We start from the raw sequence: 16,625 nt of genomic DNA on the forward strand, positions 1-16,625 counted from the left end.
CCGGTCAACGTTATTTCGGCCAAGACGCCATCGCGGCCTTGCATCGGGCTGGCTTGACGAAAAGCGCACAGGTGCAGCAGCTGAAGGTCAGGGCGAATCAGGTGACTGGTTACAAATGGCACGTGCGGCTCACGGGCACTCGTTTGGCTGAGACATGAAATTGGGCCCAATGCAGCGAACATTGGGCCCGACTATCTGGATCACTTGACTGCGGTAGCGCCGAACATCCGCTGCAAACGCAACGTGCAATACAGGTCACTCTGCCATTACCTTGTCCGGGGTCATTGGCGTGCTGCGGATGCGCTTGCCGGTGGCGTGGAAGATGGCGTTGCAGATGGCCGCAGAAACGCCGACCAGACCAATTTCGCCCACACCCTTTGCGCCTAGGCGACTGACAATGCGATCGTCTTCGTCGGCAAAGATCACATCGATGTCGTGGATGTCGGCATTGGCGGAGACGTGATACAGCGCCAGATCATGATTCATGAAGCGGCCGAAGCGGTGATCGGATTGGGTGTGCTCGTGCAGCGCCTGACCAATGCCCCAGACCACGCCACCGACGATCTGGCTGCGCGCGGTGATCGGGTTGAGGATGCGCCCTGCCGCAATCGCACTAACCACACGCGTGACCCGTACCGTGCCCAGTTCTTCGTCCACCCGCACCTCCACAAACACGGCGCCGTGCGTGGCACGGGTGTACTTGCGTTGATTGAGCACGTTGGGCAACAGCAGGAACTTGTCTTCGATCTGCTCAAGCCCTGCAGTGCGCAGCAGCTCGGTCAAGGCAATGGCGCTGCCGGCATCGGCACGTAACGCGAGTTTGCCGCTGGCAAACACCACATCGTCGTTTTTGGCTTTTGCGAAGCGCGAGTCGGGCAGGGCTTGGGCCAGCCGCAACAACCGCCCACGCAGCTTGCCGCAGGCGCCATCCACTGCCGAGCCCACCGTGGTGACGTGCGATGAGCCACCTTCGATTGGCGCAACCGGCAAGGTCGAATCGCCAAGTTGAAAGGTCACTTGCTCCAACGGCAGGCCTAGCGCTTCGGCAGCGATCATCGCCATCACCGTGTAGGTGCCGGTGCCGATATCGCTGGCCGCGCTGCTGACCACCAGGCGCCCGTCGGCATGCAGTACCGCATGTGCGCGCGCGAACATCTGCATCGCATCCCACTGCCCGGTGGCCATACCCCAGCCCACCCACTCGCTATCTTCTTTGCGTGCGCGCGGTTGCAGCGGGCGCTGCGCCCAGCCGAAGCGCTCGGCTCCTTGCTCATAACACTGGCGCAGCGCCTTGGTGGAGTAAGGCTTGTCGTCGGCTGGATTGACCTCGGCATAGTTCTTCAAGCGCAGCGCCAGCGGATCGATGCCGACCTCATAGGACAGCTCGTCCATCGCCACTTCCAGCGCGTGTACACCATGCGCAGCACCTGGCGCACGCATGTCGATCGGGCTGTATTGGTCCAGGCTCACCAACGTGTAGCCCAGGTGCACGTTGTCGCAGGCGTACAACTGGCCGCTCCAGTTGACCACCACTTCCACGTAGTCTTCGATACGTGAAGTTTCGGCAATGGCTTCATGCCAGACGGAGCGCAAGGTGCCATCGCGGTCTGCGCCAAGCTTGAGCCGCTGCAGCGTTTCCGGGCGGTGGCCGAAGGTGAACATCTGTTGCCGTGTCAGCACCACACGGACCGAGCGATCCAGCAGGATCGACGCCATCACTGCCAGCGGCAGCTGATACTGCGGGCGCAGCCCGGAGCCGAACGCGCCGCCCACATACGGGTTGCGCACGGTGACCTTGCGCTTACTCAGCCCGAACACGTGCGAGACGTACCAGCGGCTGTTCTGCGACCCCTGGGTTTTGTCGTAAATGGTGAAGTGACCGTCGGCATCGCGGATGACGGTGGAAGCGAACAACTCCATCGGGTTGTGGTGCTCCACGCCGCTGTAATAGTCGGCCTGTATCTGGCACTCGGCATTATCGAATGCGGCGTCCGGCTTGCCCTTGTCTTTTGGCGGTGGGGAGAAGCCGGCTTTCAAGGGTTTGGGCGTGTGCGCACGGTCTAGATTGGTCATCAGGTTGGTGTCGTGTGGGTCCTGCAGCAACTCCACTTCCACCAGATGCGCGGCGTGACGCGCCGCTTCGAAAGTCTCGGCAACCACCAGCGCAATGGGCTGACCGCTGTACAAGATCTTGTTGTCGTACAAAGGACGGAAGGGCGACCCGGCCGGCGCCGTCATGTCCTTGTAGAACAGATCCATGCCACGCATATGCGGGCGGTTTTCGTGGGTGACGATCTCCAGCACGCCGGGCACTGCGCGTGCGGCCTCCAGATGAAATGCGACGATCTCACCCTTGGCAATACTGCTGTTGACCACCACGCCATAGGCCAGATCCGATACCGGCCACTCTGCGGCATAGCGCGCTTGTCCTGTGACTTTTGCGCGTCCATCAATGCGGGTGACGCCGGTGCCGGTGGGGCGATAGCCGGTGCCGTTGTCGGCAACCGGTGGGCTCAGATCATGCTCGAACAGGTCGGTGTTGGGTGCGCTCATGGCGATTCCTCCAGCGCATTGGTGCGCCCGCGATTGTCGATGGTGCCCTCGCGCGCAACGCTCAATGCACGCACGATGGCGCGGCGTGCCAGCGGCAGCTTGAAGGCGTTTTCGCCCTGCGGCTGCGCGCCTTGCAGCAGCGCATCGGCCAGGCGGGCGAAGGTTTCTGCGGTGGCCGGCTGGCCGACTACTTGTGCTTCTGCATCCGCATTGCGCCACGGTTTGTGTGCCACGCCGCCCAGTGCAACGCGTACTTCGTGAATGCTGCCGTCTTCAGCCAGATCCAACGCGGCCGCCACCGATACCAGCGCAAACGCGTATGAAAGGCGCTCGCGGATCTTGAGATACGCGCTGTGTGCGACGAAGCGCTGCGCGTCGGGGAGATCGATATGCACAATCAACTCCTCCGGCGCCAAGGTGCTGTCCAGTTCCGGGTGCTCGCCGGGTAGGCGATGGAACTGCGCGAACGGAATGTCGCGCTCGCCATTGGCGCCTTGCACATGCACCACCGCATCCAGCACGGCCAACGCCACACACATATCCGATGGATGCGTGGCAATGCAGTGCGCGCTGGTACCGAGAATGGCGTTGTATTTGGTTAGCCCGCCGATGGCCGAACAGCCGGTGCCAGGATCGCGTTTATTGCATGGGGTGGCGTGGTCGTAGAAGTACATGCAACGCGTACGCTGCAATAGATTGCCGCCATTGCTGGCCATGTTGCGAATCTGTGGCGAGGCGCCGGCCAGAATCGCTGCGCTCAACAGCGGATAATGTGCTTTCACTTCCGGGTGATACGCGGTGTCGGCATTGCGCGCCAGCGCGCCCAGGCGCAGGCCGCCATCGGGGTTGGTGCTGATGCTGTCCAGTGGCAGCCGGTTGATGTCGACCAGGCGGCTGGGTCGCATCAGCTGCAGTTTCATCAGGTCGGTGAGGTTGGTGCCGCCGGCGATCAGCCGCACCGGCGCTTCGGATGGCACCGGTTGCGTGTCGCTGCTGCGCACTGCAATGGCGCCGAGTGCCGCATCGATGGTATCCGGGCGTGTATAGGTAAGCGGAATCATGCCGGCACCGTCCCTGGCGTCCACGGTGTGGCCGCGCTCTCGCTGCTATCGCTGGGTTTGCCTATCACTTCCATCACCGCATCGGTGATTTGCGGATATGCACCGCAACGGCAGATGTTGCCGCTCATCAGCTCACGCACCTGATCGCGGTCGTGTGCCTTGCCTTCGTTGATCAAGCCCACTGCTGAGCACAGCTGCCCTGGCGTGCAATAACCGCACTGGAATGCGTCATTAGCAATGAAGGCGCGTTGCAGCGGATGCAATTCATCGCCATCGGCCAGACCTTCGACGGTGGTGATGTCGGCGCCGTCCTGCATGACGGCCAGGGTCAGGCAACTGTTGATGCGGCGGCCATCGACCAGCACCGTGCAGGCGCCGCATTGGCCATGGTCGCAGCCTTTTTTGGTGCCGGTGAGGTCGAGGCGGTCGCGCAGCAAATCGAGCAGGCTCACCCAGGCTTCGAGTTGCAGTTGATAAGGTTGAGCGTTGATGCGCAGATTGACCGGATAGGTCGGCGCACTGGTGGCGGCAGTTGCCGGCGCCGTGTTTTGGGCAGTGGTGGGTGTGGCAGTCATGCGAACCCCGTGGCGATGGCTGAGGAGGGCCACCACCTTGAAGGCGTTGTGGTCAACGCAAAGTGACCACGCGTGTGATTTTTGTCGCAACACCGCTGCGCTACTGCATTCAGCAGCGGTGTTGCGATCGCTGCACGCTCGCGCTTGCATGCATTATCGGTATGCGCGCGGTACATGTCGCTTGCATGCAGTCACTGCTGCGCTGAATTCGTCAGCTTTACATGTGCACTGACGCGTCTGCGTCCCAGCTGCTGCGACGCAGCGCCGTTATCCTTGCGGGATGAAAACAAGGTGGCAGCAATGAGCCGGCGCGGTGGCAGTGCAGATCTTCCCCTGCATGGTGGACGCGTTCCGCATTGGTTGGGTGAGCGGATGACGCGGCTTGGCGCGGTGATGTGCGAGGCGATCGTGCATACCTATGGGCGCGATGAATTGTTGCGGCGGCTTGCGCACCCGTTCTGGTTCCAATCGTTCGGTGCGGTGATGGGCATGGACTGGCATTCGTCGGGCATTACCACCAGCGTGATCGGCGCACTCAAGCGTGGGTTGACGCCGTTGTCCGGCGAGCTGGGTATTCATGTGTGTGGCGGGCGTGGCCGGCATTCGCGCGCCACGCCTGCGGAATTGCTGGCAGTGGGCGATGCGGTGGGGCTGGATGGCGCCGCGTTGGCGCAGGCCAGCCGACTGGTCGCCAAGGTGGACAGTGCCGCAGTACAGGACGGGTTCGATCTGTATCTGCACGGTTTTATCGTCAGCGACGACGGCCGCTGGGTGGTGGTGCAGCAAGGAATGCATGGGCAGCGCAAGCAGGCGCGCCGATATCACTGGCTCTCCGAAGGCCTTAGCAGTTTTGTGGATGCGCCGCATGCCGCCATCGATGGCGCGCATCAAGGCAACATCGTCAATCTTGCCGACCATCGCGCAGCTGCCTCGCGCGATGCGCAGGTTGAGCTGCTGCATAGCACGGCGCCGGATCAGCTGGCACGCCACTGGCAACGCATTGCGGGTGTAGAAGCGCCTGCGGCAGCGACTGCTGTGCAAGGCCCGGTCACTGGCGATCTGTTCGCCGGGCACGCCTGGGACCCGGCGCAGCAACCGCATCTGTCCATGCCCGACCATCATGATGTGCGCAGCGAGAACGTGATCACACGTAGGCTGCACGCCAGCCTGGCCGCCGCCGCCGAAGCGGGCCCTCGCGATTTCACCGCGTTGCTGCAAGTCCCAGGCGTGGGTGCGCGCACTTTGCGCTCGCTGGCTATGGTGGCCGAAGTGGTGCATGGCACGCCATGCCGTTTCAGCGACCCGGCGCGTTTTTCGCTTACGCATGGTGGCAAGGACCGGCAACCGTTCCCGGTGCCGACACGCGTGCTCGATCACACCATCGGCGTGCTCAAGCAGGCGATGCAGCAGGCCAAACTGGGCAACGACGAACGCTTGCAGGCGATCGCACGGCTGGACGCACAGGCGCGTCGCCTTGAAGCCACTGCACACGGGCCGACCGTAGAAGACTACATTGCGCAGGAACGTCGCGATTCGCATCGCTATGGCGGGCGCAGCGTGTTCGGTTGGGAATCTGCACCAGAGGATGCGCATGTTGCGCAGGTGACACGCGCGCGTGCAGGTCGCCGATGAGCGTTCGCGGACGCAGCAGTACCCCAGTGGCCATCGACGGGCGCTGCTTCACCTATGTGTTCCCTTGCCAGTGGGAAGACCATTGCAAGATCGGTTTTTCGCGCGATCCGTTGGGGCGTATCGGTAGCCTGCATCCGCGCTGGTTCGATTTTTTCGATCTGGAACGCGGATTGCTGGTGGAGACCGAGCGCGAGCGAGATGCACGCGATCTAGAGCTGCAACTGCGGCGCCCGCTGCTTGCGCACAACGCACCGGCACCGATGGCAATCCGTGCAGTAGCCGGTGGGCATACCGAATGGTTTAGGGGCGCGGGCGATGCATTGGAAGGTGCCATAGCTGGATTGCAGCAGGGCGGTTATCGCGTGTTCGTACTACGCGATTGGCTGCAGGCAGCCATGGCGCAGCGCATCGATCGACTGTACGACTGGGCCGCAGTGCAGTTGAGCGCGGACGAACTCGATGGCCTGATCGGCCCCACGCCGGCACAACGTGCGCTGCGCGATGTACTCGATGGCTACTGCGCATTGGATTTTCCCGTGTAGGCGCATCTGCCCGAGCACATCTGGGCTTGGTATTACCGTAACGGCTAAGCAGTGTTGCCAGCGCGTTGACGTGCGTCGGCTCAGCATCGCCTCATCCCTGAGGAGTGCCATATGCAGATTGCACAACTGCCATTGACCGACGCGTTCAAGGTGCTGTTTTCGGTGCGCCAGGTGCAGGCCGCCGAGATGGTGATTGCGCCGGGCGAGGGCGAAGGCGGGCCCGACAATCGCCACCGTGGTGCCGATCAATGGTTGTACGTGGTCGACGGCACTGGCGTGGCGGTCGTCGAGGGGCAGACGCATGCGCTACAGGCCGGCAGCCTGATCGTGATCGAGCGCGGCGAAACGCACGAGATACGTAATACCGGCCAGGCACCGTTGAAGACGGTCAATTTCTATCACCCGCCCGCTTACGATGCGCAAGGCGAACCGTTACCGGCCGGCGAGGCGTAGTGATCGCTGGGCGGTTGTGCATGTAGTTGATGCGATCAGTCGCTGTGCAAGCGCGTGTGTTGGCGAGATGCCACATACGCTTCAACTCCAGGTGAGCATCGCGCCCACTGTGCATTGACGCAACGCTTGTTACATCGAGCCATCCACAGCCTGAGAAGTGCCATGCCACAGACCAAGACGCGCCGCGCTGCCGCCGAGGACAAGCGCGAAGGAAAGTCGGCCAGTACCCAGGCCGGCGAATATGTCAAAGAAGAAATCGACCAGGTACGCGAAGGCGCGCATGGGGTGAAAAGCACCAAGCAGGCCATTGCGATCGGCTTGTCCAAGGCGCGCCGCGATGGTGTGGATGCTGCGCCGCCCAGTTCCGCGTCCAAGGCCACCAAGAAGAAAGCCGCACAAGACACCGCAGCTGCAACTTCCAAAAAGCCGGTCTCGCCCACGCGCTCGGCCGGCGCCAAGAAAGCCTTGAAGACTGCCAGCAAGGGCACCACCGCCAAGAAGACAGTGGGTAAACAGGCGTTGTCCACGCAGACCACGAGCGCCGCAAAAAAGCGCACGGCCAGTGATCGTTCAACAGCGGCGAAGAAGGCGGCTGAGACCAAGGGGCCGGCAGTGCGTAAGGCTGCAGCGAAGAAAGCGGCTGCGACGCGGAAGCGTGCCGAAGCCAAGGGCGCTTAGCGCGGCGACCTAAACGTGGCGAGCAGTTTTTCAGGTGCGCGTGGACGGAGCGGAGTCGTTGGAGGATGAGTGGTACCCGCCGTCTGGGGTACCGACCTCGCACGCCTGTTCGCTGCGCAGCCGTTTTTGTAGCCGCTTCTAGAATCCAGCAAAAAGGCGTCCGTGCATCAGGCATGTGTAGCGCGTCTGATGCGACATGTCTTTCACCTCAGCCGTAGTTCGGTGCTGACTCATGTACGCGTTGCTGGTGCCGGGATTGCAAGCGTGGGCGTAGCCAAGCTGCACAAGCGGCTTCATCGAGCGAGCCATCCGCCAGACCGATATAAAAACCGTAGAGTTCCAGGTCACCTGCCTGCAAGGTGGCTCCATTGAGCACGATGAAAGTTTCGCAGGCGACCGCTGCGGTGCGCTTGTTGCCATCGACAAATGGATGATTGCGGGCCAGGCCATACGCCAGGCTGGCTGCAAGGGCCGCCAGGTCCGGCGGCGGCTCGCCATACGCCAACAATTGTTTGGGTCTGGCAAGCGCCGAATCGAGTAGTGCATCGTCACGCACACCGCTTCCACCGCCATGCTCGGCCAGCTGGCGGTCATGAATGGCTAACGCAAGCGGCCGCTCGATCCAGATGATCATGCGTGTGGGTTACTGCGCCAGCTTGTTGAGCAAGGTGCGGCGGTCGCGCATCACCTGCTCAGCCACATCCATCTGCGCCGCCAATGTCGGGTCGAAGGCGGTCAGCTTGATGCCGTCGGGCGTTTCCAGTGCATAGAGTTCGTCGCCTTTTCCAAGCCGCAGGCGGGCCAGCAGTTCCTTGGGCAGGATGACGCCGGCGGAGTTGCCGATGGCAGTGATTTTGAGTTTCATGACGGCACCTTTCGTTAGTACGTAAGTTATAACTCTGTCCTCGGCCAGTCGCAAGCACTGTGCTGAAGCGGCTCAGCTAGCCAATCTCGCCTGTTGCGACTGATGGGTGTACAAATGTACACCTTGTCCCAGCCGGCTGCCGCGCCCCGATGCCACCACTGACCCCCCAACGTGCCGCCGTACTGGTGTTCCTGCAGGAGCAGGCCCAGGCAGGGGTGTCGCCCAGCCTGGCCGAGATCGCGCAGGCCTTCGGGTTTGCCTCGCGCAATGCCGCGCAAAAGCACGTGCAGGCGCTAGCCGATGCCGGATTGATCGAGCTGCTGCCTAATCAGAAACGCGGTATCCGCATGCCCGGTCGCGCTGGGCGCGATGCGCTGTTGAATTTGCCGGTGCTGGGGCGAGTGGCAGCAGGCCTGCCGATCGGTGCGGATATCGGCCTGGAGCGTCAGCTCTGGCTGGACCGCGCGCTGTTTTCGCTGCGCCCGGATTATCTGCTGCAGGTGCAGGGCGATTCGATGATCGACGACGGCATTCTGGATGGCGACCTGGTGGGCGTGCATCGCAGCAACGAGGCGCGCGACGGGCAGATCGTGGTGGCGCGGGTGGACGGCGAAATCACCATCAAGCGCCTGGAACGCGGCGCCGAGCGTATCCGCCTGCTGCCGCGCAATCGCGCGCATGCGCCGATCGTGGTGGCAGCTGATGCCGACTTCGCGATCGAAGGGCTGTACTGCGGCCTGATCCGGCAGGGCTGAGATGAGCCAGGAGCCGGCGCGCATCAGGCAGGACGGCAATGCGGCGGTGGCGCTGCCGTTGGACGCCCTGCTGGCTGCGCGCACGGTCTGGCGTGCTGGCCAGGGCACGGCCACCGCCACCGCCAATGGCGGCGAATCCACCGGGCATGCCGCATTGGATGCATTGCTGCCCGACGGCGGCTGGCCGCGACGTGCGTTGACCGAGTTGCTGTTACCTGCGCATGGCATCGGTGAGATCGCCTTGTTGCTGCCGATGCTGGCACGCATGACCGCCAGCAGCAGCCGGGTGGTACTGGTGGCGCCGCCGTTCATTCCTTACGCGCCGGCGTGGCAGGCGGGCGGGGTGGTGCTGGAGCATCTGGAAGTGGTGCAGGCCGAGCCGCGCGAAGCGTTATGGGCGTTCGAACAATGCCTGCGCAGCGGCGCCTGCGCAGCGGTGCTGGGCTGGCCGCAGACCGGCGATGCGCGTGCGCTGCGCCGGTTACAGGTGGCCGCCGATAGCGGCAACTGCTGCGCCTTCGCACTGCGCGATCGCCGCCATGCGGTGAATGCATCGCCGGCTGCCTTGCGGCTGGAATTTTTGCCTGAGCGCGATGCCTGGCAAGTGCGCAAATGCCGCGGCGGGCAGGTGCCGTCGCAGCCGTTGCGGCTGGCGCATTGAGGCGCGCGCATGTTGTGGGCTTGCATAGTGCTGCCGCAGCTGGCACTGGACGCTGTCCTTCGGCGTCTGGAAGAGCCGCAGGCGCCGCTGGTGCTGGTGGAAGGCCCGGCGCAGTTGCGCAGCCTGCATTCGGTCAATGCCGCGGCTGGTGCGGCCGGGCTGAAGGCCGGCATGCGGCTGTCGGCAGCGCATGCCTTGATGACCCAAGTGCGCACCATCGATTACGACGCGCACAACGAAGCGCGCACGCAGCGGTTTCTTGCGGCTTGGGCGTATCGGCATAGTTCGCTGGTGAGCCAGCAGTGGTCGCACGCCATCGTGCTGGAAGCTGGCGCCAGCTTTCGCCTGTTCGGCCCATGGCCACGCTTCGAGCGCCGCCTGCGCGATGAGCTGCAGGCCTTGGGTTTCCAGCACCGGCTTGCGCTGGCGCCCACGCCGCGTGCGGCGCGCGTGCTGGCCGGCCTGCGCGACGGCATGGTGGTGACGCAGTTACCGGCCCTGCACAGCACGCTCGACAAAGTGCCGGTACGCCGCGCCGCATTGCCCGACGATGCCGGCGAGCGTCTGCAGCACATGGGCGTGCGCACGCTGGCGGCGGTGCGCGCCTTGCCGCGCGATGGGATACGCCGGCGCTTCGGTGCGGGCCTGCTCGATCATCTGGATCGCCTCTACGGCCAGGTCGACGACCCGCTGGAGTGCTACGCGCCGCCAGACCATTTCGACCAACGCGTGGAGCTGGGGTACGAAGTGGAAACGCATCCAGCGCTGCTGTTTCCGTTGCGTCGCCTGATCGGTGACCTGTGCACGTATCTGTCCATTCGCGATGGCGGGGTGCAGCGGTTTTTACTGCGTCTGGAGCATGAAGAAGGTGCTACCGATGTCGAGATCGGCCTGCTGACGCCGGAGCGTGCGCCCACGTTGCTCTTCGAGCTGGCCCGCAACCGGCTGGAGCGGGTGGAGATCCCGCGGCCGGTGGTAGCGATGCGCCTGCTGGCACGGCAACTGCCACCGTTCGTGCCGGCCATGTGCGACCTGTTCGATCAACGCGCGCAACAATCGGTGGAATGGCCACAACTGCGCGAGCGCCTGCGCGCGCGGCTTGGCGACGATGCGGTGTATCGCGTCCTGCCGGCCGACGACCCGCGCCCGGAGCGCGCGTGGCGTCGCGCCATCGGCGATGCGGTGCGCGAAGCCGCTGCGCCGCCACGTCCGCCGCGCCCTACCTGGCTGCTGCCGCAGCCGGTACCTCTACACGATCCACACCTGCGCATTGTGTCAGGCCCGGAACGGCTGGAAAGTGGTTGGTGGGACGACGACGAAGCGCGTCGCGATTACTACGTGGTGGAGACTGCGCGCGGCCGGCGCGGCTGGGCCTTCGCCGCACCTGGCCGGGTAGATGGCTGGATGCTGCATGGGTGGTTTGCGTGATCGCCCGCATGTTCGCGCGGTATCGAAGCAAGTGCTGTTTGGGTGGTGGTTGCCACTGGAGCGCGCGTGGCCGATGTCAGGGCTCCAGGCAAAACGCAGCATCATCCGCAACGATGCGATCTGCTGCGCACTGTAAAAACCATATGGCGCAGCGCGCTGTTGAAGGTAGCCATCCATGAGTTGGGATGACGCCATCGATGGCGTAGACCGCGACACCCCCGGCGGGCGCATGCCGCGCGCCTGGAATGTGGCTGCGCGTTTGCTCGCGGCCAACGACGACATCACCCACGTGCAAGTTGCCGATGGGTTGCCTGCATATGCCGAGCTGCATTGCCTGTCGGATTTCTCGTTCTTGCGTGGCGCCTCCAGTGCCGAGCAGTTGTTCGCGCGCGCGCAGCATTGCGGTTACAGCGCCTTGGCCATTACCGACGAATGCTCGCTCGCCGGCATTGTGCGTGGCCTGGAAGCATCGCGTGTCACCGGCGTGCGCTTGATTGTCGGCAGCGAGTTCACCCTGGTCGATGGCACCCGCTTCGTGCTGTTGGTGGAAAACGCGCACGGTTACCCGCAGTTGTGCGCGCTGATCACCACCGCACGGCGCGCGGCAAGCAAGGGCGCCTACCGGTTAGGGCGAGCCGAAGTGGAAGCGCAGTTTCGCGATGTAGCGCTGGGCGTATTTGCGCTGTGGTTGCCCGGCGCGCAGCCGCAGGCAGAGCAGGGCGCCTGGTTGCACCAGGTATTGGGCGAGCGCGCGTTTCTGGCAGTGGAACTGCATCGCGAACAGGACGATGCCGCGCGCCTGCAGGTGCTGCAAGTGCTGGCGCAGCAACTGGGCATGACCGCATTGGCCAGCGGCGATGTGCATATGGCACAGCGCCGCGAACGCATCGTGCAAGACACCTTGACTGCTATCCGCCACACCCTGCCGCTGGCCGACTGCGGCGCGCATCTGTTTCGCAATGGTGAGCGCCATCTGCGTACCCGGCGTGCATTGGGCAATATCTATCCGGATGCGTTGTTGCAGGCCGCGGTGGAGTTGGCACAGCGCTGCACCTTCGATCTTTCCAAGATCAGCTACACCTATCCCAAAGAGCTGGTGCCGGAAGGACATACGCCAACCAGTTATCTACGTCAGCTCACCGAAGCCGGCATTCGCAAGCGCTGGCCTTGCGGCATCTCGGCAAAGGTCCGCGAGGATATCGAAAAAGAGCTGGCGCTGATCGCGCTCAAGAAGTACGAGGCGTTTTTTCTTACAGTCCAGGATGTGGTGCGCTTCGCGCGCGAGCAGAACATCCTCTGCCAGGGCCGTGGCTCATCGGCCAATTCTGCGGTGTGTTATGCGCTGGATATCACCGCAGTCAATCCCCACGAGACGCGTCTATTGATGGCGCGGTTTTTGTCCGAAAAACGCGACGAGCCGCCGGACATCGACGTGGATTTCGAGCACGAACGCCGCGAGGAAGTGCTGCAATACGTCTACAACAAGTACGGGCGCGAACGTGCGGCGCTGGCGGCGACGGTGATCTGCTATCGCGGCAAGAGTGCGGTGCGCGACGTGGCCAAGGCCTTCGGTTTGCCGCCGGACCAGATTGCGTTGCTGGCCAATTGCTACGGCTGGGGCAATGGCGAAACGCCGATGGAACAGCGTATCGAAGAAGCCGGGTTCGATCTGGCCAACCCGTTGATCAACAAGATTTTGGCCGTGACAGAGCATTTGCGCGATCACCCGCGGCATCTGTCGCAGCATGTCGGCGGCTTTGTCATCTCCGACGAGCCATTGTCGCTGCTGGTGCCGGTGGAAAACGCCGCGATGGCGGACCGCACCATCATCCAGTGGGACAAGGACGATCTGGAAACCATGAAGCTGCTCAAGGTCGATTGCCTGGCGCTGGGCATGCTCACCTGCATCCGCAAAACACTGGACCTGGTGCGCGGCCACCGCGGGCGCGACTACAGCATCGCCACGTTGCCGGGTGACGATCTCCCAACCTACAAGATGATCCAGCGCGCAGACACCGTCGGTGTCTTCCAGATCGAATCGCGTGCGCAGATGGCGATGCTGCCGCGGCTCAAACCTGCAGAGTTCTACGACTTGGTCATCGAAGTGGCGATCGTGCGGCCAGGCCCCATCCAGGGCGACATGGTGCACCCGTATCTGCGCAGGCGGCAGGGTCGCGAAGACGTGAACTACCCGTCGCCGGAAGTGGAAGACATCCTCAAGCCAACGTTGGGTGTGCCGTTGTTTCAGGAGCAGGTGATGGAGCTGCTGATGCATGCCGCCGATTACACTGAAAGCGAGGCTGACAATTTGCGTCGCTCGATGGCTGCCTGGCGGCGCGGCGGCGACATGGAGCAGCACCGTGCACGCGTGCGCGAACGCATGCAGGGCAAAGGCTACGCCTCCATCTTCATCGACCAGATCTTCGAGCAGATCAAGGGTTTCGGCTCCTACGGGTTTCCGCAAAGCCACGCCGCCTCGTTCGCCAAGCTCGTTTATGCCAGTTGCTGGCTCAAACGCCACGAGCCCGCCGCATTCGCCTGTGGGCTGCTCAACGCGCAGCCGATGGGTTTTTATTCGGCCAGCCAGATCGTGCAGGACGCACGCCGCGGCAGTCCCGAGCGCGAACGTGTGGAAGTGCTGCCGGTCGATGTGTTGCACAGCGACTGGGACAACACCCTGGTCGGCGGCCGGCCGTGGCGCAGCGACGACGACCCCGGCGAACAACCGGCGATCCGGTTGGGAATGCGGCAGGTCGCCGGATTGTCGGAAGTGGTGGCGCAGCGCATCGTCGCTGCACGTCGGCAACGCGCCTTCGCCGATATCGGCGATCTCTGCCTGCGCGCCGCACTCGACGAAAAAGCGCGCCTGGCACTGGCCGAAGCCGGTGCCTTGCAAGGCATGGTGGGTAACCGCAACGCCGCGCGCTGGGCAATGGCCGGCGTGGAGGCACGTCGCCCGTTGTTGCCCGGCAGCCCGGAAGAACGCCCGGTGGCGTTTGAAGCGCCGCGCGCTGGCGAAGAAATCCTTGCCGATTACCGCTCGGTCGGTCTGAGCTTGCGCCAACATCCCATGGCGCTGCTGCGTCCGCAGATGCGCCAGCGGCGCATCCTGGGTCTGCGCGAATTGCAGGGCCGCAGCCACGGCAGTGGTGTGCATGTCGCCGGCCTGGTCACCCAGCGCCAGCGCCCAGCCACCGCCAAGGGCACCATCTTCGTCACCCTGGAAGACGAGCACGGCATGATCAACGTCATCGTCTGGTCGCATCTTGCGCTACGCCGCCGCCGCGCACTGCTGGAATCGCGCCTGCTCGCCGTGCGCGGCCGCTGGGAACGCGTGGACGGCGTGGAGCACCTCATCGCCGGCGACCTGCACGACCTCAGCGACCTGCTCGGCGAAATGCAGCTGCCTTCGCGCGATTTCCATTGATGCTTTTCGGGCCTTCGATTGCGGCAGGTTCTATGTGCGTACCCAACTGCTGGCTTTTTGGAAACGCTCCGACCTTCCTGACAACCGTTTTTTCGGGAACAGGCCTTCGCGGTAGAGCGTCACCATGAAGATCATATTCGTCATGTTGCTGGCGTCGGTTGCAGCTAGGGCGCAAGCTCCGACACCTCAAGCAGGGTCTAGTGAGAGTGAAGCAATGAACAACGACGCAAGAATAATCGCCGTGGACCACACAGGCTTCGCGGTATCGTCATTGGACGAAGCTGTTCGGTTCTGGACAGGAGCACTCGGCTTTACGCTTGAGCGGCAGTCGGAGATGGGGGACGATTTCCTGTATCAGGTGACTGGTGTCGATGATCCCAATGTAAAAACGGCAATCGTCAGGGCACCAGACGGTTATGTGATCGAACTATTACAATATTCAAAAGGGCGCCAGAACGGGGCGGTGCCGAACAGCGCGGGGGCGATTGGTGCGGCCCACCTAGCTCTGACCGTAAACGATATTCATGCCGCTATTGCCCGCGTCGAGGCAGCAGGATGGAAGGCGAAGGGGAGTCCACTGCCGATCACGGGTGGGCCAAGGAAGGGAACGCTGGTGGCCTACGTTTCAGGCCCCGACCATATCACGATAGAGCTTATGCAGCCGCAAGCCCATTAATGGGCTTGCGGAAGTTTTCCCGCTTCACCATCGCCATTGGGAAGGATGCCGATATTGGTCAGACGCTGACGGGGGCGCGCCGTTCCTCCAATGTCTGGACGAGTAGGGCTAGGCTGATCAATGCCAGACGTTCGACTTCCAGTAGCGCGTCGCTCACAGCCTCGTTGACGACTGCCGCAATCTGGCACCCGGGCTCAGGACGTTCGATCCCGATCGCCAATAGGCGGGGGCCGCCAATCTGTCCAAATCGCTGCGTGGTGCCAGGGCCGACTGACGCAATCGATGCGGTCGTCTGCCCGTAAATTGTCGAGCTCGCTTGCTGCGCCGGTCATTTCAGGCCAACTGGCGAAGCAACTTCCTGTGCAACGCAGCCACAAGCGTGAGTGAATACATCCAGCTACCAGTCACTGGCAGCAAACCGCTCTGTGCTACACCATGCAGGTCCGCGCGGCCGCGCTGGCTTGTCTTTCACCCCACGAGGCGATCATGAAGTTGGAGGCGTTGTTCGACCAGTTGCACACCTTGCCCACCGTGCCCAAGGTGGCGCAGGACCTGATCCGTCAATTCGACGATCCGCAGACCGATATCGATACGCTGGCGCACAGCATCGAGCGCGATCCGGTGATTGCCGCCAAAGTGCTGCGGCTGGCCAATTCGGCGCGCTTCCATGGCCTGCGCGATTCCACCAGCGTGGAAGACGCGGCCATGCGGTTGGGCTTCAATACCCTGCGCACGCTGGTGCTGGCCTCGGCGATGACCGGCGCGTTTCGTGCTGGCCCGGGCTTCGACCTCAAGGCGTTCTGGCGGCACAGTTTCGAGGTCGCCGGCATCTGCCGCCTGTTGGCGCGCCAGCACGGGCTGGACCCGGAGACCGCCTTTACCTGAGGGATGATGCACAACATCGGCGAGCTCTTGATCCAGTCCGGCGCGCCCGAATACGCCAGCCGCATCAATCACGACACGTCGTCCGCCGCTCATGCGGCCGAAGAAACCCTGCAACTGGGCTTCGGCTACCCGGAAGTCGGTGCAGAGCTGGTGCGTCGCTGGCAGTTGCCGGCGGTCATCCACGAAGCCATCGCCTATCAGGTCCGGCCCGCAGCGGCCCCGGACGGTGCGCGCATGCCGTTGCTGGTCGCCCAGGCGGTAGAGGTTTCCGATGCGCTGCATGCGCATGGCGGCGCCACCCCGGCGGCGTTGGAAGCGGTACGCTGCCCGCTGATGGATAGCGTGGATCTGGACGCTTTGTTCGCTGCGCTACCGGAGGTGATCGAGGCTGACCGCGCGTTTGCCGAGCTGCTGCACTAGGCAGTCACTGCCGC

At 63.4% G+C, this 16,625-nt stretch carries 14 protein-coding genes and 1 pseudogene; 10 read left to right on the forward strand and 5 right to left on the reverse strand.

Annotated elements, in window-relative coordinates:
- Positions 1 to 255: 255 nt before the first annotated feature.
- Genes KWO_RS06065 through KWO_RS06075 form a run of 3 tightly spaced genes read right to left on the reverse strand, consistent with a single transcriptional unit; the run spans position 256 to position 4,189 of the window.
- Positions 256 to 2,553, reverse strand: a complete 2,298-nt coding sequence (locus KWO_RS06065; RefSeq protein ID WP_010375746.1) for a xanthine dehydrogenase family protein molybdopterin-binding subunit — start codon at positions 2,551 to 2,553, stop codon at positions 256 to 258.
- Positions 2,550 to 3,638, reverse strand: coding sequence for an FAD binding domain-containing protein (locus KWO_RS06070; protein WP_017112646.1), 1,089 nt, complete (start codon positions 3,636 to 3,638; stop codon positions 2,550 to 2,552). The genes KWO_RS06065 and KWO_RS06070 overlap by 4 nt, the downstream gene beginning before the upstream one ends.
- Positions 3,611 to 4,189 carry a (2Fe-2S)-binding protein gene (locus tag KWO_RS06075; RefSeq protein WP_010363129.1) on the reverse strand — a complete coding sequence of 193 codons (579 nt, stop codon included), beginning with the start codon at positions 4,187 to 4,189 and terminating at the stop codon, positions 3,611 to 3,613. Before KWO_RS06075 ends, KWO_RS06070 begins: the two co-directional genes overlap by 28 nt.
- Before the next feature lie 300 nt (positions 4,190 to 4,489).
- Between KWO_RS06075 and KWO_RS06080 the strand changes: the two genes are divergently transcribed.
- The 4 genes from KWO_RS06080 (at position 4,490) to KWO_RS06095 (ending at position 7,494) form a co-directional block, all read left to right on the forward strand.
- Complete coding sequence (locus KWO_RS06080) at positions 4,490 to 5,821, forward strand: DUF763 domain-containing protein (protein ID WP_017113454.1); 1,332 nt, start codon at positions 4,490 to 4,492, stop codon at positions 5,819 to 5,821.
- Positions 5,818 to 6,363: a GIY-YIG nuclease family protein gene (locus tag KWO_RS06085; protein WP_017112644.1), complete on the forward strand. Its 546-nt coding sequence runs from the start codon at positions 5,818 to 5,820 to the stop codon at positions 6,361 to 6,363. Before KWO_RS06080 ends, KWO_RS06085 begins: the two co-directional genes overlap by 4 nt.
- 111 nt (positions 6,364 to 6,474) lie before the next feature.
- Positions 6,475 to 6,816, forward strand: a complete 342-nt coding sequence (locus KWO_RS06090) for a cupin domain-containing protein (protein WP_010375755.1) — start codon at positions 6,475 to 6,477, stop codon at positions 6,814 to 6,816.
- 162 nt (positions 6,817 to 6,978) lie between these two features.
- A complete protein-coding gene (locus KWO_RS06095) occupies positions 6,979 to 7,494 on the forward strand; it encodes a DUF6496 domain-containing protein (protein WP_010375756.1) in 516 nt (171 codons plus the stop codon).
- A gap of 208 nt (positions 7,495 to 7,702) precedes the next feature.
- On the opposite strand, the gene KWO_RS06100 is transcribed toward KWO_RS06095, so the two are convergent.
- Positions 7,703 to 8,128 (reverse strand): type II toxin-antitoxin system death-on-curing family toxin, encoded by a 426-nt coding sequence (locus KWO_RS06100; protein ID WP_010363118.1) that lies wholly within the window; start codon positions 8,126 to 8,128, stop codon positions 7,703 to 7,705.
- Positions 8,129 to 8,137: 9 nt separating this feature from the next.
- Positions 8,138 to 8,359: an AbrB/MazE/SpoVT family DNA-binding domain-containing protein gene (locus KWO_RS06105; protein ID WP_010363114.1), complete on the reverse strand. Its 222-nt coding sequence runs from the start codon at positions 8,357 to 8,359 to the stop codon at positions 8,138 to 8,140.
- 149 nt (positions 8,360 to 8,508) lie between these two features.
- On the opposite strand from KWO_RS06105, the gene lexA reads away from it, so the two are divergent.
- The 6 genes and pseudogenes from lexA to KWO_RS06135 all read left to right on the forward strand — a co-directional run bounded on the left by lexA (position 8,509) and on the right by KWO_RS06135 (position 16,611).
- Positions 8,509 to 9,114, forward strand: a complete 606-nt coding sequence (lexA, locus tag KWO_RS06110; protein WP_017112643.1) for a transcriptional repressor LexA — start codon at positions 8,509 to 8,511, stop codon at positions 9,112 to 9,114.
- 1 nt (position 9,115) lies between these two features.
- Positions 9,116 to 9,775 carry a translesion DNA synthesis-associated protein ImuA gene (gene imuA / locus KWO_RS06115; RefSeq protein WP_010375764.1) on the forward strand — a complete coding sequence of 220 codons (660 nt, stop codon included), beginning with the start codon at positions 9,116 to 9,118 and terminating at the stop codon, positions 9,773 to 9,775.
- A 9-nt stretch (positions 9,776 to 9,784) separates the two neighbouring features.
- The gene (locus KWO_RS06120; RefSeq protein WP_017112642.1) at positions 9,785 to 11,203 is read left to right on the forward strand and encodes a Y-family DNA polymerase; all 1,419 of its coding nucleotides are present in this window, start codon (positions 9,785 to 9,787) and stop codon (positions 11,201 to 11,203) included.
- A gap of 175 nt (positions 11,204 to 11,378) precedes the next feature.
- A complete protein-coding gene (locus tag KWO_RS06125; protein WP_010375774.1) occupies positions 11,379 to 14,630 on the forward strand; it encodes an error-prone DNA polymerase in 3,252 nt (1,083 codons plus the stop codon).
- Between the two features lie 214 nt (positions 14,631 to 14,844).
- Positions 14,845 to 15,306, forward strand: a complete 462-nt coding sequence (locus tag KWO_RS06130; RefSeq protein WP_227479819.1) for a VOC family protein — start codon at positions 14,845 to 14,847, stop codon at positions 15,304 to 15,306.
- Positions 15,307 to 15,792: 486 nt separating this feature from the next.
- Positions 15,793 to 16,611: pseudogene (locus tag KWO_RS06135) on the forward strand (HDOD domain-containing protein).
- The last annotated feature ends 14 nt before the right edge of the window (positions 16,612 to 16,625 follow it).

It is taken from the genome of Xanthomonas vasicola pv. musacearum NCPPB 4379 (genome assembly GCF_000277895.2).
GTDB classification, from domain to species: Bacteria; Pseudomonadota; Gammaproteobacteria; order Xanthomonadales; family Xanthomonadaceae; genus Xanthomonas; species Xanthomonas vasicola.